The following is a 23209-nucleotide window of genomic DNA, read 5'->3' on the forward strand; positions in this document are numbered from 1 at the left end:
CCTGTTCTCCGGGCCGCTGGTCGCCGACCGGTTCTCCGCCGGCTCCAAATCCGCCCTCATCCCCGAGCAGCCGGTCGGCCGCGACGGCGCGATCTCGGTGCCCTATGCCGGGCGCATCAAGGTCGCAGGACGCCGGCCCCAAGACGTCCAGGGCCTGATCGAGAACGAGCTCGCCGGCAAGGCCATCCAGCCGCAGGTGCTGGTCTCGGTCACACGGCCGATCAGCCAGGCCGTCACCGTCACCGGCGAGGGCGCGGCCGGCGCCCGCCTGCCGCTCTCGGGCCACGGCGACCGCATCCTCGACGTCATCGCCGCCGCGGGCGGCAACCGCTCGCCGGTGTCGGAGACCTTCGTGCGCCTGTCGCGCGGGCCGCTCACCGCGACCGTGCCGCTGACGACCGTGGTGTCGAACCCGAAGGAGAACATCTACCTGCGGCCCAACGACGTGCTGACCCTGGTGCGCGATCCCCAGACCTTCCTGGCGGTGGGCGCGCTCGGCCAGGCCACGGAACTGCCGTTCCAGGCCGACGGCATCACCCTGGCGCAGGCGCTGGCCAAGGCGCGCGGCCTGTCGGACTTCGCCGCCGACCCGGCCGGGACGTTCATCTTTCGGTTCGAGCCGGCCAGCGTGGTGCGCCGGCTGAACCCGGCCACCAAGCTCACCGGCACGCCGCTGGTACCGGTGGTCTACCGGATCAACATGCGCGACCCCAACAGCCTGTTCACCACCCAGGCGTTCCGGATGCGCAACCGCGACCTGATCTACGTCTCGAACGCGCCGTTCACCGAAGTCCAGAAGGTGTTGACCGCCTTCAGCGGCGTCACCGGCCCGCTCAGCTCGGCCGCCACGGCTTACGCCTACGCCAAGTAGGCCACGCAATCCCGCCGGCTACCAAGTCGGCGGAACCAGCATCCCCAAAACACAAACAGGGCGCGGATGGTATCCGCGCCCTGTTTGCATTCTCAGGTGGTGAACCGCGCCGGATCCCCGCGCGGCCCGAAAAAACTCAGCCGCGCTTGGCCAACAGTTGCTCGATCAGCGAGCCGCCCTTGTCGATCGCCGCCATCTCCTCGGCCACCGCGTTTACGGTGTCGCGGATCTGGTCGGCGGTGTGCTCGGAGGTCAGGAAGAAGCGCAGCCGCGAGGCCCGCTCCGGCACCGCCGGGTGGATGATCGGCTGCACGTTAATGCCGCGGCGGAACAGCCGGTCCGACAGGGTCACGGCCTTCAGCGAGTCGCCGACGATGATCGGCACGACCGCGAGGCCGAGGCTGAACCCGGTATCGAGGCCGAGCTTCTTGGCGGTCGCCAGGAACAGCGTGCCGTTCTGGCGCAGGCGCTCGACCCGCTCCGGCTCGGCCTGCATCACCGCCAGGGCCGCCTCGGCGGCGGCGGCCAGCGGCGGCGACATGCCGACGCTGTACACGAAACCGCCGGCCGTGTGCTTGAGGTACTCGATCAGGGCGATCGGGCCGCAGATGTAGCCGCCGCAGGTCGAGAGCGTCTTGGACAGGGTGCCCATCCAGATATCGACCTCGTTCGGGTCGACACCGCAATGCTCGAACAGGCCGGCCCCGGTGCGGCCGGTGACGCCGAGGCCGTGGGCCTCGTCCACCATCAGCCAGGCATCGTAGCGCTTCTTGAGAGCGACGAGCCCGGCCAGGTCCGGCGCATCGCCGTCCATGCTGTACAGGCCCTCGACCACGATCAGCGCCCGGCGGTGCTCGTGGCGGGTGTTCTGGAGCAGGCTCTCCAGGGCGTCGAGATCGTTATGCGAGAAGGAGCGCCGCTGGGCGCCGGAGAGCTGCGCGCCGGTGACGATGCTGTTGTGGGACAGCGCGTCGTGGAAGATCACGTCGCCGGCTTCGAGCAGGGCGCCGATGGTCGTGACGTTGGTGGCGTGCCCGCTCACCATCACGATGCACCCTTCGGTACGGTAATGCTTGGCCAGCGCCTGCTCGAGGCTGATGTGCCCCGGCCGCTCGCCCGCGACCACGCGGCTCGCCGACGCCGACGTACCGTAGGCCTCGATCGCCTCGCGGGCGGCATTGCTGACCCGCGGATGGCCGTTCAGGCCGAGATAGTCATAGGACGAGAAGTTAGTGAAGCTCTTCTGGTCGATCCGGGTGGTCGCGCCGGCCTTGGCGTCGTGGACCCGGAAGAACGGGTTGCCCAAGCCGATCAGCTGCGCCGCCTGGCGCTGCAGCTGCAGCTCGCGGTAGCCGGGCAGGTTCTCGAAGTTCTGCGCGGCCGATTTCCCGGCCGGGGACGCCGCCTTCGCGGGCGCCGGGCGCGGCGTCGCGCGTCCGAGGCGGTTCGTCACGAAGCCGGCGAGCGCCGCGCGCCCGCCGTCAGGCCGTGCCGTATCGGTCATGGGTTGGTCTCTTTGATCTCGCTGGACGTCTGCGCGATGAGTTCCCGGAGCGGCGCCATCATCTGGGCGTCGATCTCACCACCGATATGCTTCGAGACGAGGCTCATCGCGACACCGGCGGCCTCATCCATGGGGGCCGAAACCGCCTGAATTAAGGACTCCGACAGTTCGTTGACCGTCATGCCGGACGACAGGCCAGCCGGCGGCGCATCGAGGGCGAAGCGCTCCTGCAGGCTGGCGCCCAGCTCGACGCCCATCAGCGAATCGAGGCCGATCTCGGAGAGTTGGCGAACCCGGCTGATATCGTCCTTGGGCAGGCGCAGGATGCGGGCGATGTCCTCGACGATCGCGTCCGACACGGTCTTGCGGACCGCGTCCACGTCGCCGCCCTTGAGCAGGGCGCCGATGTTGATCGCCTGGACGCCGCCGGCCTCCACCTGCTGGTCCGACCCGAGGTCGGCGTAGCTCGGGGAGCGCATGGTGGCGAGCCGCTCGCGCGCCTTGCCCCAATGCATCGCCGCGATGGCGATCACCGCCTCGTCCGGCGAGGTCCCCTGGGCTTCCAGCGCGTCGGCCATCAATTCGAGGCAGCGGCGGGCCTCCATCGGGGTCACGCCGACGCGGCCGGCGAGACCTTCCATGACCGCCTTGTTGCGGGCGAGCATGCCGACATCGCCGATCGCGCCCCAGGCCACCGCCAAGGCGGGCAGGCCGCGGCGACGGCGCTGCCGGGCCAGACCTTCCATGAAGCCGTTGGCGGCGACGTAGGAGCCCTGGCCGGGATTGCCGATGAACGTCGTCGCCGACGAGAACATCACGAAGTAGTCGAGGCTGCGGTCCCGGGTGGCGGCATCGAGATGCTGAGCGCCGATCACCTTCGGACCGATCACCGCGTCGAGTGCAGCCGCATCGATGTTGGCGATCAGACCGTCCTGGAGCACCGCGGCGGCGTGGAGCACGCCGGCGAGCTTCCTGCCGCCCTGCTCGATCTCCGCGATCAGCCGGTCCACCGCCGAACGGCTGGTGATGTCGACCGCCTTGGCCTCGACCGTCACGCCGCGCCCGGCGAGCTCGGCGACGATCGCCTTGGCCTCGTCGGTGGTCGCGCCCTTGCGGCCGGCGAGCACCAAGTGCTTGGCACCCTTGTCGACGAGCCAGCGCGCCGCCTCCAGGCCGAAGCCGCCGAGGCCACCGGTCACCAGGTGGACGCCCTCGGGCGAGACCGTAAACGGCCGCTTCGTGTCCTTGAGGATCGTGCCGGCCTTGGGCGGGCTGATCACGATCTTCCCGATATGCCCGGATTGCTGCATCAGCCGGAACGCGTCCGAGGTCTCGGCCGCGGTGAACGGCTGGTAGGGCAGGGGCTTGAGGCCGCCGTCGTTGAACAGCGCCATGACTTCGCGGAACATCCGCGCGCCGTCGTCGCCCTGGTGCTGGATCACCTGATCGAGGTCGACGCCGAAGTAGCTGAGGTTCCGCCGGAACGGGCGCAGGCCGATATGGGTGTTGGCGACGTAGTCGCGCTTGCCCAGCTCGACGAAGCGGCCGAACGGCCGCAGGGCGTTGAGCGAGCGCTCCATCGCCTCGCCGAACAGGCTGTTCAGCACGATGTCGACGCCGTCGCCGGTGATCGCCCGGACCTCGTCCACGAAGGCGAGGGAGCGGGAATCGAGCACGTGCTCGGCACCCAGCGCCTTCACCAGGGCCCGCTTCTCGCGGGAGCCGGCGGTGGCGATGACCCGCGCACCCTTCAGCTTGGCGATCTGCAGCGCGGCGAGGCCGACGCCGCCCGCGCCGCCATGGACCAGGACCCACTCGCCGCGCCGCATCCGGGCGCAGGAGACGAGGCCGTAATAGGCGGTGAGGAAGGCCACCGGCACGGTCGCCGCCGCCATCGGATCGAGACCCTGCGGCATCGGCGCGACCACGAGCTCGGGCACGACGATGTGGGTGGCGAAGCCCGACTGGGCGAAGGCGACGACCGGATCGCCGGCCTTGAAGCCCTTGACGCCCGCACCCACGGCCGTGACCCGGCCGGCGCATTCGAGCCCGAGACGGGGGCCGGCGAATCCGTCCTCCAAGATCTCCTCGGGCAGCATCGAGAGCGCCCAGAGCACGTCGCGGAAGTTGAGGCCGGTGGCCTCGACCGCGATCTCGATCTCGCCCTTGCCGGGGGTACGGCGCTCGGCCGGGCCCCAGACCATCTCGTTGAGGCCGCCGGTGTTGCTGCGCTCCAGGCGCGCGGCCTCGGCCGGGACGGCATCCGCCGGATCCCGGTGCTTCGGCCGGCCGGCATGGAAGCGCACGACCTGCGTCCGCTCGTCGTCGAGCACGATCTCGGTCTCCGGCGTGCCGGAGAGGATGAGGTCGCGCAGGCGCTCGGAAGCGCGCTTCGACGACATCTCGGGCGAGAGGTCGATGCGGCGCACGTCGAGGTTCGGGGCCTCGTTGGCGAGGGTGCGCGAGAACGCCCACACGCCGGCCTCGATGTTGGTGGTCTGGCCGCCGCGATCACGGGTGGCGCCCGGCGCCACGACCCACAGGCGGGTCTGGCGGGAGCCGAGATGCTCGGTGCAGCGCTTCAGGCTGAGGCAGCGGTCGCGCAGACGCTCGGCCGCCTCGCCGCCGCGGGTGAAGGCGCCGGCCAGGAACACCACCGTGTCGGGGGTCTCCTTCTCCAGCTCCATCAGCGAGGTCTCGGAGTCGAGGATGATCGAGACATGCACGCCGCCCGCGACCAGCAGGGTCGCCAGGGAGGAGGCGGTCTCGGCCGCGAACTCGTCGTCCGAACCGATCACGAAGGCGAAGCTCTGGGCCGGGGCCGGGCCCGGACGCACCGGAGCCTCGGCGACCAGCAACAGGTCGTCGCCATTGGCCGAAGCCGCGCGCTCGACCGCGACCTTGACCAGGCCGTGGGCACTGAGCGTGCGCTGCCAGCCCTCGATATCCTCAAGGCGCCCGACCGGCATCCCGCCGACGGCTTCCTCGAACCAGCCGTTGGTGAGGCCGAACACGAGGTCGCGGAACAGGGACGCGCCCGGCTCCACGGCCACCAGCAGGCCGCCGGTGGCGAGGGCTCCGGCGAGCTGGCCCGGCAGGCTGCGCTCGCCACGATGCAGGCTGCCGGCCGCCAGGATCAGGTCGAAGCTGCCGGAGGCGAGTTCGTCGGCCGCCTCGACGACGGTGGCGCCGTGGGTCAGCGACAGGCGGGCGCGCTCGGCGAGCCTGCGGTCGGTCTCGAACACGGTGAGCCGGGCCTCGGCGGCGGCGGCGAAGGCCGCGGCCTGGGCCGAGAGCGGGCCGAAACCGACCTGCAGCACCCGCAGGGCGCGCTCCTTCGGGAGCTGGCCGCGGCTCTTCTCGATCAGGTCGGCGACCAGGTCGGCGGTGTGGCGCGCGGTGGCCGAGCGCATCACGAAGGCGTCGATGGCGCCCTGGGGCAGGGCCGGGGCGTCGGTCAGCTTGCCCGCGAGCAGGCGGTCGACCATGGCGCCGACATCGGCGATCAGCACCAGCTCGGCCGAGAGATCCGGATGGTCGCCGGCGATCCAGCGCATGATCTCGTCGGGGGCCGGCAGCGCCGAGCCGTCTTCGCCGAGGGTCCAGTTCTGGCCGGCACGTTCCGCGAGCCCGCTGCTTTCGAGCGCGTAGAGGGCGTTGAGCAGCCAGGGCCGCAGGGCCTCCGGCACACGCCGGTCCGTGACCGAGACGGTTCCACCGTCCGCAAGCCCCGAGGCGAGGCGGTAGGCGAGCGAGGTCGCCCAACCTTCCAGCAGGAGGTGGCCCGGCGACAGGGCGGCATCGGCCGGCCCCTTCGCCTCGGCGGTGAGCGGGCGCAGGCGCGCGGCCACGCTCGGCCGGCGCTCCATCGGGATCGCGGTCGGCTCGGTGGCGAGTTCCGGCACCTGCGAGATCGCGAAGGCGGAGAGGTCGCCGCCGCCCTTGGCGCGCAAGGCCTGGAAGCGGCCTTCGCGGATCGTGGCGACGACCGCGCCGTCGGCGTCGAGCAGGGTGAAGTCGGCCAGGATCGAGCGCTCGTTGCAGCGACGCGTCCGGATCACCGAGCGGGTGATCACCGCGCCGGGGCGCAGCAGCCGGACCTCGCCGAAGCGCACCGGGATGTAGGCCTTACCGGCATTCTCGCCGAGCAGGTCCGCGAACAGCAGGATCAGCCCGTGGAAGCAGGCGTCGAGCCGGGCCGGAACCAGGGTGAAGCGGCTGTCGGCCTCGGCCGGCAGCAGGTCCGACACGATCGTCGCGTCATCGAGCCGGGCGCTCATGGCGACCTGCCGGAAGCTCGGGCCGAACGCCAGGCCGGAGGCACGGGCGCGGGCGTAGAGCGCCTCGCCGCTCAGGACCTGCTCGCCGGCCGTGTCGAAGTCGAACCCGTTGAGGTCGGGCGCCTTCGGGGCCGTGAACGTGCCGTCGACGATCTTGGCCTGGGCGTGGAGTTGCCAGGGCGTCTGCGTCAGGCGCGGACGGCTGAGCACCTGGATGCCGTTGCCGGTGCCCGACAGGCGCACCGCGACCTCGCGCAGCGCCTCCTCGGCGAACACCATGGGCGACAGGATCTCGAAATCCGCCAGCACCACCTCGTCGTGGCGCATCGCCTCGCGGACGCAGGCCAGCGCCATCTCGACGAAGCCGGCGCCGGGCATGATCACCTGGCCTTCGACGCTGTGATCCTCCAGCTCCGGCAGGGTCGACGGATCGACGAAGCCGTTCCACTCCAGGCCGTCGAAGGTGGTCCGCGAGCCGATCAGCGGGTGGTAGGGGCGGGCGCTCATCGCGCCGACGCTCTCGGGGGTGTCGGCGAGGCGGAACGGGCGCCGCTGCCAGGGATAGGTCGGCAGGCGTACATCGCCACGGGGCGCGTCGCCGAAGAGCAGGGCCTCGTCGACCTGGGCGCCCTGGACCAGGGCGGCGCTGACCGCCTTGGCGATCGGGTCGCCGCCCGAGGCCTTGCGGTGCATCACGCCGACCGTGGCGGTCTCGATGCCGAGCGGCTCGACCGCGTCGCCGACATGGGACATCAGGGTCGCGCGCGGGCCGACCTCGACGAACACCCGAGCGCCGCGGCGGGTGGCATCCTGCACGGCCTCGCTGAAACGCACCGGCTCGCGGATGTTGCGCCACCAGTAGCCGGCGCCGAAATTGTCGCCCTCCAGCACGGCGCCGGTGACGGTCGAGACCATCGCGGTGGTGCCGGCGCGGGCCTTGAGCCCGGCGAGATCGCGCAGCAGCGGCTTCTCGGTCGGGTCCATGAGCCGGCCGTGGAAGGCGTAGGCGAGGTCGAGCTTGCGGCCCCGGCGGCGCTTGCGCGACAGCGCCTTGAGGGCGGCCTCGATATCGGCCACCGGCCCGGCGACCGTCACGGCCTTGGGGCTGTTATAGGCGGCGATGTCCAGGGACGGGTAATCCTTGAGGAAGGCTTCGACCTCCTCGGCCGGCATCAGCAGCACCGCCATGGTGCCCTGGCCGTGCGTCGTCTCCTGGTGGTGGCTGCGGTAGTAGATGACCCGGACCGCGTCCTCAAGGGTGAGGATGCCGGCCGCCTCGGCGGCGGCGATCTCGCCGACGCTGTGGCCGAGCACGTAGGACGGGATCAGGCCCTTGGCCTTGAGGGCCGCGGTCGAGGCGCTCTCGATGGCGAAGATCAACGGCTGCGAGACGCTGGTGAGCGCCAGGCGCTCGTCCAGGTCCTCGGCGTAGAAGGCCTGCTTCAGCGACCAGTCGGCATAGGTCTGGAACAGGGTGTCGACCCGGTCGAACGCCGCCCGGAAGGTTGGGTTCTCCTCATAGGCCTCGCGGCCCATGCCGGCCCACTGGCTGCCGTTGCCGGAATAGACGAACGCCACTTCGGCAGCGCGGTCGACCGCGGTCCCGGTGAACGCGTCCTGGGCGTCCTCGCCCTCGCCGACGGCGCGCAGGGACGCGGCCACGTCGGTCTTGCCGTCCAGCGCGATCGCCAGGCGGGCGGGCATGCGCTCGCGCCGATGCGCCACCGCGGCGGCCACGGCGGCGACCCGGCCGGGCTGGGCCTCGAAGCGCTCGGCGTAATCGAGGGCGAGCTCGTTCAGGGCGGCGCGGGTCTGGGCCGACAGCAGCAGCACCTGGGCGGACGGCGCCGAGGCGACGTCCTGCGACGGCGCGCCCGCGTTCCCGTCGGTGATCACGACGTGCGCGTTGGTGCCGCCGAAGCCGAAGGAGTTCACGCCGGCATAGCGCTCGCGCGGGCCGCGGCTGATCGGCAGGGCCTCACGGACGACGCTCAGGTTGAGCTCGTCGAACGGGATGTCGGGGTTCAGCTCGGCCGCGTGCAGGGATGGCGGCACGAGGTCGTGCTCCAGCGCCAGCGTCGCCTTCATCAGGCCGGCGAGGCCGGAGACCGGCTCGGTGTGGCCGATGTTGGTCTTGATCGAGCCGATCGGCAGCGGCGCCTGGCGGCCGCGCCCGAGCTTGGTCCCGATGGCCGAGGCCTCGATCGGATCGCCGACCGGGGTGCCGGTGCCGTGCGCCTCCATGAAGGCGAGGTCGTCGAGGCGGATCTCCGCGTCGCGATACACCCGCTCCAGCAGGGCGCCCTGGGCGTAGCCCGACGGCAGCGAGATGCCGGTGGTGCGGCCGTCGGAATTGATGCCCGAGGCCACGATCCGGGCGCGCACGGTGGCGCCGTTGCGCCGCGCGGCCTCGGCCGATTGCAGCACGAACACCACGCCGCCCTCGGAGCGCACGTAGCCGTCGGCGTTCTTCGAGAACGCCTGGCACAGGCCGGTGCGCGAGAGCATCTGCGCGGTGGAGAAGCAGATGAAGTTGAACGGGCTCGCCAGCACGTTGACACCGGCCACGACCGCGGTGTCCACGCGGCCGGACTGGATGGCCTGCACGGCGTTGTCGAAGGCGACGAGCGAGGACGAGCAGGCGGTGTCGACCGTGAAGCTCGGACCCTTCAGGTCGAAGATGTACGAGATGCGGTTCGAGATGATCGAGAGCGTGTTGCCGGTGGCCGCGTAGGCATCGCCCGAGGCCGCGTCGAGAATGCGCAGGTTGCCGTAATCGAGCGAGGAGGCGCCGACGAACACGCCGATGTTGCTGCCGGCCACGCTCGACGGGCGGAGGCCCGCATCCTCAAGGGCTTCCCAGGTCAGTTCCAGCAGCATCCGCTGCTGCGGATCCATCTGCTCGGCCTCGCGGGGCGAGATGCCGAACACGGCGGGGTCGAACGACCAGATGTCGTCGATGATGCCGGCGGCCCAGGTGTAGCTCTTCCCGCGCTCCTGGGCGCGCGGATGCGCAAACCGGTCGAGGGAGAAGCGGTCACTGGGGACCTTGCTGACGGCGCATCGGCCCTCGGACAGGAGTTGCCATAGCCCGTCGACACTGGGTGCCCCGGGCAGTCGGCATGCGCGTCCGACGATCGCAATATCTGTACGTTGTGTCACGTTCGGTTCGCACACGCTCGTTATCGGAAGTCGGCTCGGCTCGCGACGAGTGAGTACCGTCTCACCCCTTACTGTGGCACCATTGCGGTGTCCAACCTGCCCCCAGGCAACGTCATCCCGGCCCGGCCAGATTGCGCTGGGCTGTGACATGTATTCATCAGACCGCTATCCAGTGCCGACCAGCGAATTGCCAAGTCTGCTTGGCTTGACCAGCCGTCGAGACGGTCAAGCGACCATGGAAATGCCACAGTTGCGCACCGTCGAACGGGCCCCGTCTACCGGCATCGCGAGGGTTTTCCAAAGAGATCTTTGCTGCAACCTGCAGATCTGGCATCGCAATGCGACGACTCGACGCCATCCGGGCGACGTTCAAGACGCATCCGGACGCGCGTTATCCTTGGCGCTATCCTTGGATCGTCCGACGCCGCGATAGCTGAAACCGTGGCGTTCGGCCGTCTCGGGATCGTAGATGTTGCGCAGGTCGACCAGCACGGGCGCGGGCCCGGCGGACGCCATGATCTGACGCAGCCGGTCGAGGTCGAGGGCCCGGAAGGCGTTCCACTCGGTGACGATCACCAGGGCGTCGGCATCCTCCGCGCAGGCATAGGCGTTCTCGGCATAGTCCACGTCCGGCATCAGCGCGCGCGCCTGCTCCATCCCCTCCGGATCGTAGGCGCGGACCTTGGCGCCGGCATCCTGGAGCCCGGCCACGATCGACAGGGACGGCGCCTCGCGCATGTCGTCGGTGTCGGGCTTGAAGGTCAGGCCGAGCAGCGACACGGTCTTGCCCCGGACGCTGCCGCCGCAGGCCTTGATCACCTTGCGGGCCATGGCGCGCTTGCGCTGGTCGTTGACCGCCACCACGGTCTCGACCAGCCGCAGCGGCGTGCCGGCATCCTGGGCGGTCTTGACCAGGGCGAGCGTATCCTTGGGGAAGCACGAGCCGCCGTAGCCGGGACCGGCATGCAGGAACTTGCCGCCGATCCGGTTGTCGAGGCCGATGCCGCGGGCGACCTGCTGCACGTCGGCACCGACTTCCTCGCACAGATCGGCGATCTCGTTGATGAAGGTGATCTTGGCGGCCAGGAACGCGTTGGCGGCGTACTTGGTCAGCTCCGCGGTGCGGCGGCTCGTCACCACGATCGGGGCGGCGTTGAGATAGAGCGGCCGGTAGACCTCGCGCATCACCGCCTCGGCCCGGGGATCCTCGCTGCCGACCACGATGCGGTCGGGGCGCTTGAAGTCGGAGATCGCCGCGCCCTCGCGCAGGAATTCGGGGTTGGAGGCCACGGCGACGTCCGCCTCGGGCCGGATCTCGCGGATGATGCGCTCGACCTCGTCGCCGGTGCCCACCGGCACGGTCGACTTGGTCACCACCACGGTGAAGCCCGACAGCGCCCCGGCGATCTCCCGGGCCGCGTCGAACACGAAGGACAGGTCGGCGAAGCCGTCGCCCCGACGGGATGGGGTGCCCACCGCGATGAACACCGCGTCGGCCTCGGCCACCGCCTCCCGCAGGCTCGTCCCGAAGGCGAGCCGGCCTTGCCGGACGTTCTCGGCGACCAGGGCATCGAGGCCGGGCTCGTAAATCGGCATGCGGCCGTCGTTCAGGCTCGCGATCTTGCCCGGGTCGCGGTCGATGCAGACCACGCTGTGGCCGAAATCGGCCAGGCACGCTCCGGAGACCAGGCCGACATACCCGGCCCCAATCATCGCAATCCGCATACAGCCCTCCCGGCAGCCCGCCGCGCGGCTCGCTGCAATGCAGCATGATCCGGGACCAGCGGCGATGCAACCCGGACCGCTCGGCAGCGCCGGTTTCTGTCGCCAGCATGCAACACCGCGAAAACACGACTGTTTTTTGACAGCGCCGCCTCGGTCCGCTTGACGGCGGCCGGATCCTGTCGCCATCGCAAAACGCCAACCGGTGCGTTCGCGGCTTCGCAGCGCGGTCGGCTTCCTGTAGAAGCGCGCCCGCCGGCCGACGAGGCCGGGCGCCGCCAAGCCTCATCAAAAACAGGCCCCATCAAAAAATCGGCGAAGGACCACGATGACCGAATTGCCGAACGTGCACGTGCGCGCCGAAGTCCTGGCCCAGGCGCTGCCCCACATGCAGCGCTACGACCAGGAGATCGTGGTCATCAAGTATGGCGGCCACGCCATGGGCGACCGCGCGGCGGCGGAGGATTTCGCCGAGGACATCGTCCTGCTGGAGCAATCCGGCCTCAAGCCGATCGTGGTGCATGGCGGCGGGCCGCAGATCGGCAAGATGCTCGACCGGCTCGGCATCCAGTCAGAGTTCCGCGGCGGCCTGCGGGTCACCGACGAGGCCACCGTCGAGGTGGTCGAGATGGTCCTGGCGGGCTCGATCAACAAGCAGATCGTCGGCTGGATCTCGGCCGAGGGCGGCCGGGCCATCGGCCTGTGCGGCAAGGACGGCAACATGGTCCGCGCCAAGCGGGCCATGAAGACCGTGATCGACCCGGAGAATCACACCGAGCAGGCCGTCGATCTCGGCCTCGTCGGCGAGCCGGACCATGTCGAGCGCGGCGTCCTCGACGCGGTTCTGAAGGCGGAGTTGATCCCGGTGCTGGCCCCGGTCGCCTACGGGGCGGACGGGCAGACCTACAACGTCAATGCCGACACCTTCGCGGGCGCCATCGCGGGGGCACTCCGGGCCAAGCGCCTGCTGCTGCTCACCGACGTCCCGGGCGTGCTCGACAAGGACAAGAAGCTGATCCCGGAGCTGACCGTGGAGGATTGCCGCCGCCTGATCGCCGACGGCACCATCACGGGCGGCATGATCCCCAAGATCGAGACCTGCATGTACGCGATCGAGCGCGGCGTGGAGGCGGTGGTCATCCTGGACGGCAAGGTCAACCACGCGGTGCTGCTGGAGCTGTTCACCGATTACGGTGCCGGCACCCTGATCCGGCGGGGCTGAGCCCCCGCCGCCCTGCGGGACGACGACCAGGCGAATCGGACGCGGAAACCTCCGCACCGGCCATGCATTTTCGTCGTCCCGGCTCAGCCTCGCGCAAGCCAGCCTTGCAAGCTTGGCGGTGCCCGCCTATCGATTCCGAAGGGATGTGAAGCGCTCACGACTGAATCGGACTTGGATCCGGCAGACATGCGCGCGTCATGACAAAGACTTAGTGCCAGGGTCGATTGCACCGCGATCGGGTCAAGCCCAAGAGTCACCCGGAATCCGGATTGCAAAGGCACACGGTGCACCACCCGGAGAAAGCCCAGTTCACCACCCCCGCGTCCCGGGGGTTTACCGATGTCGACACCTGGGTGTTCGACCTCGACAACACGCTCTATCCGAGCGACGCGCAGGTCTGGCCGCAGGTGGACGAGCGCATCACCCTCTACGTGATGCGCCTCTACGGGCTCGACGGCATCTCGGCGCGCGCCCTGCAGAAATACTTCTACCATCGCTACGGCACGACCCTGACGGCGCTGCTGGCGGAGGACGGGGTCGACCCGCACGACTTCCTCGATTTCGCCCACGACATCGATCACTCGACGATCAAGCTCGACCAGGACCTCGGCGACGCGATCGAGCGGCTGCCCGGGCGCAAGCTGATCCTGACCAACGGGTCGCGCCGGCACGCCGAGAACGTCGCGGCCAAGCTCGGCATCCTCGACCATTTCGAGGACGTGTTCGACATCGCCGCCGCCAATTTCGTCCCCAAGCCCGAGCGCTCGACCTACGAGCGCTTCCTGGCGGCCCACGACGTCGAACCGACCCGGGCGGTCCTGTTCGAGGACATCGCCCGCAACCTCGCGGTGCCGCACGATCTCGGCATGGCCACCGTGCTGGTGGTCCCCAAGATCGTCGATCCCTATCGCGAGGCCTTCGAGCAGGAGGCGGTGCGCGAGTCGCATATCGACCACATCACGGACGATCTGGCCGCCTTCCTGTCCGCCTGCGTGCTGCCCCAGGTTGCAGGCGCAGCGCCGGGAGCGGATCGCCCCTGACCGGGCGACGCGGATCCGCAATCGACAAGCCGGCGGCGATCCTGTAGAGAGCCGCCCAACTCACAACAGGATCGCCGAAATCCTGGTGCCGGCCGCCCATGAGGGGCAGCACGGCGCAACGGCTGGAGCTATGCCATGAACATCATCGAGCAGCTGGAGCGCGAGGAAGTCGCGCGCCTGGCCAAGACCATTCCCGATTTCGAGCCGGGCGACACGCTCATCGTCAACGTCCGCGTCAAGGAAGGCGAGCGCACCCGCGTCCAGGCCTACGAGGGCGTCTGCATCGGCCGCCAGGGCGGCGGCCTCAACGAGAGCTTCACGGTCCGCAAGATCTCCTACGGCGAGGGCGTCGAGCGCGTCTTCCCGGTGCACTCGCCGATGATCGATTCGATCAAGGTCGTCCGCCGCGGCAAGGTGCGCCGGGCCAAGCTGTACTACCTGCGCGACCGCCGCGGGAAGTCGGCCCGCATCGTCGAGCGTACCGACCGCTACAAGACCAAGGACGCCGCGAAGGGCGCGACGCCCGCCGCCGCCGAGTAAGAATAGGGACGCCTCCGGCTCGCGGCCGGGGGAACCCGAGGTTTTTCAACCGGTCCGGCTCCAGCCGGGCCGGTTTTTTTGCGGTCCGGTCAGGCGGCCCGGACGCGGTCGAGGAAGCCTGTGATCTCCGCGGAGAGCCGTCCGGACTTCTGCGACAGCTCGGCCGCGGCACCCAGCACCTGCTCGGCCGCCTGTCCGGATTCCCTGGCGGCGGTCGAGACATCGGCGATGTTGCCCGTCACCGTGCTGGTGCCGTCCGCCGCCTGCGCGACGCTGCGCACGATCTCGCCGGTGGTCGCTTCCTGCTCCTCGATCGCGGCCGCGACGCTGGTGGCTAGCGTGTTGACCTCGGCGACGGTGCGGCCGATCTCCTGGATCGCCTCGACCGCCTGCCGGGTCGAAGCCTGCACGGCTCCGATCCGGGTCGCGATCTCCGCCGTCGCCTGCGCGGTCTGGTTGGCGAGGTCCTTCACCTCGGAGGCGACCACCGCGTAGCCGCGCCCGGCCTCGCCGGCTCGGGCCGCTTCGATCGTGGCGTTGAGGGCCAGGAGATTCGTCTGGCCGGCGATCGCCGCGATCATGCTCGCCACGGCGCCGATCTTCTCCGCGCCCTCGGCCAGGTCGCGCACGATCGCGTCGGTGCGCTGCGCTTCCGTCGCCGCCTGCGCGGTCATGGCCGAGGAGCGCGCCATCTGGCCGGAGATCTCCCGAATGGTCGTCGACATCTCCTCGGTCGCCGCAGCCACGGTCTGTACGCTCGCCGAGGTCTCCTGCGCGGCCTCGGCGACATGGGCCGAACGCGCGCTGGTCTGCGCCGCGCTCTGCGCCATCGTGGCGGCATTGGCCTGCATCTCCGTGGCGGCGGAGGTCAGACCCTGCATCAGAGTCCCGGCGCTGCCCTCGAACTGCCGGGTGAGGGCATCGAGGGCCTGAGCCCGCTCGATCTTGGCCTCGGCGTCCCGCGCGGCGGCCACATCCATCTCGCCCTTGGCGACCAGGGCCTGGCGGAACACCTCGACGGTGCCGGCCATCCGGCCGATCTCGTCCCACCGGTCGGCGTCGGAGACCGGGCTCGTGATGTCGCCGTCCGCGAGCGCCTGCATCCGCCGGTGCAAGCGGCCGAACGGGCGGGTGATGCTGCGCGCGACCAGAACCGATCCGAGCACCGACAGCGCCAGCACGCCCAAGAGCAGACCGACCACCGTGATCGCCGCCGACCGGAACGCCTCCGTGATGTCGTCGGTATAGGCGCCGGTGGTGATGACAAGATCCCAGGGTTTGAACCGAGCCGAGAACGCTATCTTTGTGGACACACCGTCCCGCCCGGGACGGGGGAAGTCGTATCTGGCCACCAGGGTGTCGGACGTCTTAACGCCATCGACGACCAGACGCGTGATCTTTACACCGTTAACCTCGAAATCCATCCGGTTCTTGCCGAGGATCGAGCGGTCGGGCACGGCGACGGCGACGCCGTCCATCGTGTAGATCGAGATGTAGTTGGATCCGCCATCGTAGCGCATCGCCATGGTTGATTCGGTCAGCTCCGTCAGGGCGGCCTCCTTGGTCATGGCGCCCGACTTGACCCGCCCGTCGAGGGCCTGGGCATGGGACACGACCAACTCGACCATATAGCGTAGAGATTGAGTCCGAACCGCAATCATCTCTTGATAATAAAAATATAGACCCCCAACACCAATCAATACGATCAATAAGGCCGGCGACAAAGCGATCACGGCGATACGACGCGACAGACTCAGATGCAGAAGAGAATTTTTCATATCAAATCAGACCCAACGGGCACCTAGGACTTCTATAATACGCAATATCTTTCGGATTCAAAATTCGAATCCGACGAAATCGTATTCAGAAACCGCGATAGTTTGCAATTTTTGTATAAATATAAAAAGATTATCTTATCAATTTATTCGGAATTATTTGTGATGTACGGTGATTCGAACGCGCATGACGAATTTAATTAGCCCACGAAAATTAATCCGATCGCGAGGCGAGATCTAGTTCGACGCCCGCATCGCAGTACGGCGCAGCGCCGGAGCGCTTGCCGCAGACGCCGGGTCCTTGCAGCGGCCGCTCTTTCAACCTCCCCGTCACTCCGGGCTCCGCTTCGCGGCCCTGCAATGATGGGGTTGGTGCCGACACGACGGAGCCGGTCTCAAACCCGTGGGACGGGGGCATTTTTCATGCCTCCGTCCCTCCCGCCTTGCATCAGGCCGTTGTCCTGCCTGGAGAGCGAACGGCTCGATCCGGCGACCCTGTAGGTATGGATCGAAGCGATGGATGGAATTGGCAACACGCTTCGCGTGCGGCCTGATCCAAACACCTTGAAAGGGCTGGATCGAAGACCTCCTGCGAGTCAGGGCGATAGGCAGCGGAGCTGCGGGGACTTCGCCCCCGATCCTTGCCAAAGAGCTTCAAGCCCTGCGGACACCCACATTCACGCTTAGCGAGCCGGTCGGGATCAACTCCCGCGCAGGGCCTCCAGAACCTTGCCGCCGGGGCGGCCCGTGGGATTCATGCCGAGCTTGCGCTCCACGTCCTTGATCGCGTCCCGGGTCTTCTGGCCGACCTTGCCGTCCGGCTCGCCGACATCGTAGCCGCGGGCGGCCAGCCGTGTCTGGAGGTCGCGCCGCTCGGCCCGGGACAGGGGCGGATCGTCGGTGGGCCAGGCGGCCTGGACGCCGGCCTTGCCGCGCAGGCGGTCGGACAGGACCGCGATGGCGAGCCCGTAGGATTCGGCCGCGTTGTACGAGTAGATCGCGTCGAAGTTCCGGGTGACCAGGAAGGCCGGCCCGTCGATTCCGGCGGGCGCGATGATGCCGGCCGGTCCCTCGCCCGAGAGCGGGCGGCCGTCCACCCGGGTCACGCCGAGGGAGGCCCAATGGGCGATCGGCTTCTTGTTCTTGCGCCCGGCCGCGCCGACGCTGAAGCTGCGGGGCAGCTTCACCTCGTAGCCCCAGACCTGGCCGTTCTGCCACTTGGCCACATGCAGGAAGTTGGCCGTGGAACCGACCGCGTCGGCCACCGAATCGACCACGTCGCGCCGCCCGTCGCCGTCGCCGTCGACCGCGAGCCGGTGATAGGTGGTCGGCATGAACTGGGTCTGGCCGAAGGCGCCGGCCCAGGAGCCGGTCAGCCGCTCGGGCGCGATGTCGCCGCGCTCGATGATCCGCAGAGTGGCGATCAGCTCGCCCCGGAAGAAGTCGCGGCGACGGTTGTTCGAGCAGGCGAGCGTCGCCAGCGACTGCACCAGGGGCATCTTGCCGAGGTTCTTACCGAAATTCGATTCGACGCCCCAGACTGCCGCGATCGTGTAGCGGTCGACCCCGTAGCGCGATTCGGCCTGGGCCAGGGCGGCCGCGTTCTGCCGCATGGCCGCACGCCCGTCCTCGACCCGCTCGTCATCCACGAGCGCCGCCATGTAGTCCCAGATCGGCGTCTTGAACTCGGGCTGCGCCTGCGAGAGCTCGATCACCTTGTCGTCGTAGCTGATGCCGCGGGTGGCCGCCTGGAAGGTCTGGGCCGACACCCCGGCCGCCGCCGCCTGCCCCTGGATGCCCGCGAGGCAGGAGTCGAAATCGGCGCGCGCCGGCATCGCGGCGAGGCCCACGAGCAGCCCGAGCGCGACGCCCGATCCGAGGGAGTGATTCCGCATCCTGGCGTTCCCGTTCGACGTCCGTTGTCTGGCAGCCGAATCAGGCAATACCAGGGTTAAGGACCGGTTAGGTCGCGCGTGACGGCCGTCCGCGTTTGCGGGCGAGCAGGTCATCGATCGTCCGGGCGCGCGGCCTCCGGGTGACGGCAAGGCGACGGCAAGCCCTGCCGCCTTCGCGGAAGCGCGAGGCCACGGGATTTTTGCTCGAAGCGGGCCCGCTTCCGTCGAGAGCCTTTCAGAGGCCGTGCGCCCCTTCCCTCCGGGCCCCGGCCTGCTTGAACCCCGGCGGCTGCCGTATGGTCCCGCATCCTTGTTTATCCAGCTCGAATAGGAACGATCTAGTGATATCCGGATTTCTTATCTCGATCATACAAATATTGAATCGAAAGATAATTTTTATAATAATTATCAGAGCAATATATGCAAATAAGATCATTAGAGAAATTTACTTCGCCGCGTCATACAAATTACCACGATCCTTGACGGCAATTGATTAATTCACGACCGTACATATGGACAGGAATCATTCTCATCGGATCGGGAGGAACACGAATTATGCGTCTGTCAGATCTATCGATCGCGAAAAAGGTCGTCGGCGCGTTCGCAATACTGATATTGATTGTTGTTGTCAGCAGCTTGACCAACTATCGGAAACTTTCATTCATTCAAACATCGATCGGCTGGTCGGAACATACCTACGACGTCCTGAACGTGAACGCGTCCCTGATCACCACGATGGTCGATCGCGAGACCGGGCTGCGGGGCTATTTGGTCGCCGGCGACCCGGTGTTCCTGGCGCCTTACCAGAGTGGCGCGAAAGCCTTCGAGGCCGCCGTGCAACGGCTGCGGACGCTCACCGCTGACAACCCGGCACAGCAGCCCCGCATCGCGGGAATCGAGACCTTGGCCAAGCGGTGGCAATCCGAAATCGCCGAGCCCGAAATCGCCCTGATGGGCCAGCCGGGCAAGCAGGCCGAGGCCCGCGCGCGGGAAGCCAGCGGCGCCGGCAAGGCCCTCGTGGACGGGATCCGGGCCAAGGTCGCGGAGATCGAATCGACCGAGCGCGCCCTGCTCACGACCCGTCAGGCCGACGCGGCCGAAGCCTTCTCGACGTCTCACCTCGCGACGCTGATCTCCCTCATCGCCCTTCTGGCGAGCGCCGTCGCGGGCGCGTTGCTTCTGACCCGGCTCATCGCCGTCCCGACCCGCACGATGACCCTCGTGATGGGTGAGCTGTCCAGCGACAATCTCGACGTGGCCGTTCCGAGCAGCGACCGGCGCGACGAGATCGGCCGCATGGCCGCGGCGGTCGAGGTGTTCAAGCAGGCGCTGATCGCCAAGCGCGCCGGCGACGCGGCCGCCGCCCGGGAAGCCGAGGCCAAGGTTCGCCGCGCCGCCCATCTCGACGCGGTGGTGAAGCGTTTCGAGACCGAAGTCTCCGGCCTGACCCAGGCTCTGGCCGGCGCCGCCACGGAACTCGAGGCGACGGCCCAGTCGATGACCGGCATCGCCGAGGAGACCGACGCCCAGGCGCAGACGGTGGCGAGCGCCGCCGAGCAGGCCTCTGCCAACGTGCAGACGGTGGCCGCCGCCACGGAGGAACTGTCGATCTCGACCCGGGAGATCAACAGTCAGGTCAACCGGGCGGCCCAGGCCGCGAGCGCGGCCTCGGACGAGGCGAGCCAGACCAACAGCGCCGTGCAGGTGCTCGCCGAGAGCGCGGAGAAGATCGGCAGCGTGATCGCCCTGATCTCGAACATCGCCGGCCAGACCAACCTGCTCGCGCTCAACGCCACGATCGAGGCAGCCCGAGCCGGTGACGCGGGGCGCGGCTTCGCGGTCGTCGCGAGCGAGGTCAAGGAACTGGCCGGGCAGACCACCCGCGCCACCGAGGAGATCGGCGCGCAGATCGGCGAGATCCAGATGGCGACCGGCAACGCGGTCTCGGCGATCCAGTCGATCGCCCGCATCGTCGGCGAGATCGCCACCAGCTCGACCGCGATCGCGGCGGCGATCGAGCAGCAGGGGGCGGCCACCCAGGAAATCGCCCGCAACGTGCAGCAGGCCGCCTCCGGGACGGAGAGGGTCACCGGCAACATCGTCGACGTCAAGCGTGCCGCCGGCGAGACCGGCTCCGCGGCAACCCAGGTGCTCGGCGCGGCCCGCGACCTCTCGCAGAACTCCAACGACCTCGGCCGCGTCGTGGCGACTTTTTTGGCCGACGTGAAGGCGGCCTAACGGAGAGCGCCGACGGGTCCGAATTCAGGGCCCCATCCTCCGAGGGCCGAATGGGCGCCCTCGGAGCTGAGAAGGCGCCACGGCAGCGAAGCTGCCTTAGCGCCGGGCACGTCGCTGTTTGACAAATAATTATCGTCTCGCAATAATTCTTGCCATCGAAGCGAGTCGATCCCTACGCATGCCGAACGTCGTCCCCCTGCCTGCCGCGCCGGTGCCCACCGAACCCGCGGACGCGCCACATCCGGCTCTCCGCCGCCAGGGGCGATGCCTGACTTGGCTGCTGACGGTCGCCCTGGGACTGACGGTGCTGTTCGCCGGGGCGGTGCTGGCCTGCGGTCTCCTCGCCGGCGATGCGTGGCTGTGGCTGGCGCCCGGCGCCGCCTTCCTGGGTCCGCCGCCCCCCGATATGCCGGGCCTCGTGCCCTTCGGGGCGCTGCCCCGGGCGACGCGCTGGGCCTATGCCGCCACCTTCGTCCTCGACACCCTGCCGGTGATCCTGATCCTGGCCGAGGCGCGCGCCTGCGCCCGGGACTTCGGCATCGGGATCGCCTTCGGGGCGACGGCACCGGCCCGGATGCGCCGCATCGCCCTCGGCCTGGCGGCCTACGCGCTCGCGCCCGCCCTGGGGCACGGTCTCGTCCTGCTGGCGGGGCACGGGGTCGACCTGGCTTGGCTTCACGCGTCGTCGCTGCAGGCCGTCGTGCTGGCGGCCTGTTGCGCGGCCCTCGCCGAGGTCGCGCGGATCGGGCACGCCATCGCGCGCGATCTCGACGGATTCGTCTGATGCCGATCGTCATGCGCCTCGACGTGATGCTGGCCAAGCGCAAGCGCCGCTCCAAGGACTTGGCCCAGGCGATCGGCATCACCGAGGCGAACCTGTCGCTGCTGAAATCCGGCAAGGTGCAGGGCGTCCGCTTCGCGACGCTGGACGCGATCTGCCGGGAGCTCGACTGCCAGCCCGGCGACCTGCTGGAATACCTGCCCGATCACGCGACCGAGCGCCCGCGCCGCGCCGGTTGAGGCTCGCCGACCTCCCCAATCGCACCGCCGTTCCGCGGATCGGAGACCCATGCCGTGTCGCGTCGCTCCCTGCGCATGTTCGTCTGCGGGCTGGCCGCCTTGCTGCCCGCATCCTGCACCGAGCCCACCCGCCTGGACGGTGCGCCCGTCGCACGGCCGGTGGTATCCGACGCGGCGATGACGCGCGTCCCGATCGTCTACGGCTCCGAGCGTCCTCTGGTCGAGCTCGTCTTCGCCAGGGCGGACGGGCGCGAAAGGCGGGTGCTGGCCTGGGTCAACATGGGCGCGCCGACGGTCATCCTGTCGAAAAACCTCTATCGCGAACTTGGCATCGGGGCGGGGCGCGACCTCGCGTTCCGGATCGGCGAGATCGGGATCACCGTGGCGGCGGCCGCCGTGACCGACGGTCCGGGAGAGCTGGACGGCCGGGATCTGTTCGACCTGCTGTTCGCACCGCGCCAAGTCGAGGCTGTCCTGCCGGCGAGCGTCCTGCGCCGTTTCGCGATCGTGCTCGATCCGGCAGCCCGGACCCTGACCCTGGCCCCGCCCGGAACCCTGAAGCCCGCGGGCGTCCCAGTTCCGATCCGGGTCGATCCGGCGAGCGGGATTGCTACGGTCGAGGCTCGGGTAGGCGATACGGTCCTGCCGCTCGTTCTCGATGCGGGCGCGCCCTACACGTGGCTGCGGGGCAGCGCCGTCGCCGGGCTGCTGCGGCTCCACCCCGCGTGGCACCGGGCCGACGGTGCGGTGGGGCGCAGCAATCTCGCGATGGCCGATCTCGGCCTGGAGCGGGACGGCACGCTGGTGCGGTTGCCCGACCTTGCCCTCGGCGACCTTGTCCTGCCGGCTTTGGGCGCCCTCGGCACGGGTCCGATGCTCGGGCGCGTCGGCGACACGCTCGTCGGCGAACTGTTCTGGGACCTGTGGCAGAAGCCGGCGCCGATCCCGCTGGCGGGCTGGCTCGGCGGGAACGTGCTCTCAGATTTCCGGCTGACGATTGATTACGCCGCCGGCCTGAGCACCTGGCAGCGCCAGCGGCCCGCGGACCCGCACGACCTCGACGGCATCGGCCTGACCCTGGTGCGCCAGGGCGACGCTTACGCGGTGAGCCGGGTCGCCGAGCGGAACGAGCAGCACCTCGTCGCGGGCGTCGAACCCGGTGACCGCCTCGTCGCAGTCGATGGCCGGCCGCTCAGCGGCGCGGCGCCCGAACTCGCCTGGGAGGTGCTTCGAGGCCACCCCGGCACAGTTCGGCGGCTCGATCTGGAGCGTGACGGCCGCCGCCTTCAGGTTGAGGCGCCCGTCGTGCCGTTTTGAGGTCCGACCAGACCGATCAGGCCCATTCCCGCGCGGCAAGCTTCTGCTCGTAGGCGTCGATCGCCGCGCCGCGCTGCAGGGTCAGGCCGATCTCGTCGAGGCCGTTCAGCAGGGTGTGCTTGCGGCCGCTGTCGATGTCGAAATGCAGGGTGCCGCCATCCGGCCCCTTGATGGTCTGGGCGTCCAGATCGACCGACAGGGTCGCGTTCGAGCCGCGCTCGGCATCCTCGAACAGCTTCTCCAGGTCCTCCGGCGAGACCGTGATCGCCAGGATGCCGTTCTTCGCGCAATTGTTGAAGAAGATGTCGGCAAAGCTCGTGGAGATCACGCAGCGGATGCCGAAATCGGTCAGCGCCCAGGGGGCGTGTTCCCGGGAGGAGCCGCAGCCAAAATTGTCGCCGCAGACCAGGATCTTGGCGTTCCGGTAGGCCGGCTTGTTGAGCACGAAGTCCGGGTTCTCGGAGCCGTCGTCCTTGTAGCGCATCTCGGCGAACAGGCCCTTGCCGAGCCCGGTGCGCTTGATCGTCTTCAGGTACTGCTTCGGGATGATCCGGTCGGTGTCGACGTTGATGATCCGCATGGGCGCCGCGACGCCCTCCAGCGTGGTGAATTTTTCCATCGTT

At 69.0% G+C, this 23209-nt stretch carries 14 protein-coding genes; 8 read left to right on the forward strand and 6 right to left on the reverse strand.

The features are described from left to right. Positions 1-871, forward strand: an 871-nt coding sequence (locus MKL09_RS30325; RefSeq protein ID WP_244025663.1) for a polysaccharide biosynthesis/export family protein, incomplete at its 5' end; no start/stop codon positions are given. A gap of 136 nt (positions 872-1007) precedes the next feature. Here the strand turns inward: MKL09_RS30325 and MKL09_RS30330 are convergent. The 3 genes from MKL09_RS30330 to MKL09_RS30340 all read right to left on the reverse strand — a co-directional run bounded on the left by MKL09_RS30330 (position 1008) and on the right by MKL09_RS30340 (position 11542). After that, the gene (locus MKL09_RS30330; protein ID WP_244025664.1) at positions 1008-2375 is read right to left on the reverse strand and encodes an aminotransferase class I/II-fold pyridoxal phosphate-dependent enzyme; all 1368 of its coding nucleotides are present in this window, start codon (positions 2373-2375) and stop codon (positions 1008-1010) included. Beyond that, complete coding sequence (locus MKL09_RS30335) at positions 2372-9817, reverse strand: type I polyketide synthase (protein ID WP_244025665.1); 7446 nt, start codon at positions 9815-9817, stop codon at positions 2372-2374. Before MKL09_RS30335 ends, MKL09_RS30330 begins: the two co-directional genes overlap by 4 nt. A 369-nt stretch (positions 9818-10186) precedes the next feature. Then, a complete protein-coding gene (locus MKL09_RS30340; protein WP_244025666.1) occupies positions 10187-11542 on the reverse strand; it encodes a UDP-glucose dehydrogenase family protein in 1356 nt (451 codons plus the stop codon). Between the two features lie 325 nt (positions 11543-11867). On the opposite strand from MKL09_RS30340, the gene argB reads away from it, so the two are divergent. The 3 genes from argB (at position 11868) to rplS (ending at position 14341) form a co-directional block, all read left to right on the forward strand. Continuing rightward, a complete protein-coding gene (argB, locus tag MKL09_RS30345; protein ID WP_244025667.1) occupies positions 11868-12761 on the forward strand; it encodes an acetylglutamate kinase in 894 nt (297 codons plus the stop codon). A 284-nt stretch (positions 12762-13045) separates the two neighbouring features. After that, positions 13046-13801, forward strand: coding sequence for a pyrimidine 5'-nucleotidase (locus MKL09_RS30350; RefSeq protein ID WP_244025733.1), 756 nt, complete (start codon positions 13046-13048; stop codon positions 13799-13801). Positions 13802-13936: 135 nt separating this feature from the next. After that, positions 13937-14341 carry a 50S ribosomal protein L19 gene (gene rplS, locus MKL09_RS30355; RefSeq protein WP_244025668.1) on the forward strand — a complete coding sequence of 135 codons (405 nt, stop codon included), beginning with the start codon at positions 13937-13939 and terminating at the stop codon, positions 14339-14341. 89 nt (positions 14342-14430) lie between these two features. Here rplS and MKL09_RS30360 read toward each other — a convergent pair whose 3' ends face one another. Beyond that, positions 14431-16119, reverse strand: coding sequence for a methyl-accepting chemotaxis protein (locus MKL09_RS30360; RefSeq protein ID WP_279606214.1), 1689 nt, complete (start codon positions 16117-16119; stop codon positions 14431-14433). Positions 16120-16817: 698 nt separating this feature from the next. After that, the gene (locus MKL09_RS30365; RefSeq protein ID WP_244025670.1) at positions 16818-18011 is read right to left on the reverse strand and encodes a lytic murein transglycosylase; all 1194 of its coding nucleotides are present in this window, start codon (positions 18009-18011) and stop codon (positions 16818-16820) included. Positions 18012-18566: 555 nt separating this feature from the next. On the opposite strand from MKL09_RS30365, the gene MKL09_RS30370 reads away from it, so the two are divergent. From MKL09_RS30370 to MKL09_RS30385, 4 genes are all read left to right on the forward strand, one after another. After that, positions 18567-20249, forward strand: coding sequence for a methyl-accepting chemotaxis protein (locus MKL09_RS30370; RefSeq protein WP_279606215.1), 1683 nt, complete (start codon positions 18567-18569; stop codon positions 20247-20249). Positions 20250-20427: 178 nt separating this feature from the next. Beyond that, positions 20428-21033, forward strand: coding sequence for a hypothetical protein (locus MKL09_RS30375; protein ID WP_244025672.1), 606 nt, complete (start codon positions 20428-20430; stop codon positions 21031-21033). Then, complete coding sequence (locus tag MKL09_RS30380) at positions 21033-21269, forward strand: helix-turn-helix domain-containing protein (protein ID WP_244025673.1); 237 nt, start codon at positions 21033-21035, stop codon at positions 21267-21269. The genes MKL09_RS30375 and MKL09_RS30380 overlap by 1 nt, the downstream gene beginning before the upstream one ends. A 54-nt stretch (positions 21270-21323) precedes the next feature. Beyond that, positions 21324-22586 carry a peptide-binding protein gene (locus tag MKL09_RS30385; RefSeq protein ID WP_244025674.1) on the forward strand — a complete coding sequence of 421 codons (1263 nt, stop codon included), beginning with the start codon at positions 21324-21326 and terminating at the stop codon, positions 22584-22586. Between the two features lie 16 nt (positions 22587-22602). Here MKL09_RS30385 and leuD read toward each other — a convergent pair whose 3' ends face one another. Beyond that, a complete protein-coding gene (leuD, locus tag MKL09_RS30390; protein WP_244025675.1) occupies positions 22603-23205 on the reverse strand; it encodes a 3-isopropylmalate dehydratase small subunit in 603 nt (200 codons plus the stop codon). Positions 23206-23209: the final 4 nt, after the last annotated feature.

Origin of the sequence: Methylobacterium sp. J-048, from assembly GCF_022829515.1 — a bacterium.
GTDB lineage: Bacteria > Pseudomonadota > Alphaproteobacteria > Rhizobiales > Beijerinckiaceae > Methylobacterium.

What these genes read in the sequence shown, in the direction of transcription:
- leuD (WP_244025675.1), bottom strand. Translation starts at nt 23,205, where the DNA reads ATGGAAAAATTCACCACGCTGGAGGGCGTCGCGGCGCCCATGCGGATC.
- MKL09_RS30330 (WP_244025664.1), bottom strand. Translation starts at nt 2,375, where the DNA reads ATGACCGATACGGCACGGCCTGACGGCGGGCGCGCGGCGCTCGCCGGC.
- MKL09_RS30360 (WP_279606214.1), bottom strand. Translation starts at nt 16,119, where the DNA reads ATGAAAAATTCTCTTCTGCATCTGAGTCTGTCGCGTCGTATCGCCGTG.
- MKL09_RS30340 (WP_244025666.1), bottom strand. Translation starts at nt 11,542, where the DNA reads ATGCGGATTGCGATGATTGGGGCCGGGTATGTCGGCCTGGTCTCCGGA.
- argB (WP_244025667.1), top strand. Translation starts at nt 11,868, where the DNA reads ATGACCGAATTGCCGAACGTGCACGTGCGCGCCGAAGTCCTGGCCCAG.
- MKL09_RS30375 (WP_244025672.1), top strand. Translation starts at nt 20,428, where the DNA reads ATGCCGAACGTCGTCCCCCTGCCTGCCGCGCCGGTGCCCACCGAACCC.
- MKL09_RS30380 (WP_244025673.1), top strand. Translation starts at nt 21,033, where the DNA reads ATGCCGATCGTCATGCGCCTCGACGTGATGCTGGCCAAGCGCAAGCGC.
- MKL09_RS30370 (WP_279606215.1), top strand. Translation starts at nt 18,567, where the DNA reads ATGCGTCTGTCAGATCTATCGATCGCGAAAAAGGTCGTCGGCGCGTTC.
- MKL09_RS30365 (WP_244025670.1), bottom strand. Translation starts at nt 18,011, where the DNA reads ATGCGGAATCACTCCCTCGGATCGGGCGTCGCGCTCGGGCTGCTCGTG.
- rplS (WP_244025668.1), top strand. Translation starts at nt 13,937, where the DNA reads ATGAACATCATCGAGCAGCTGGAGCGCGAGGAAGTCGCGCGCCTGGCC.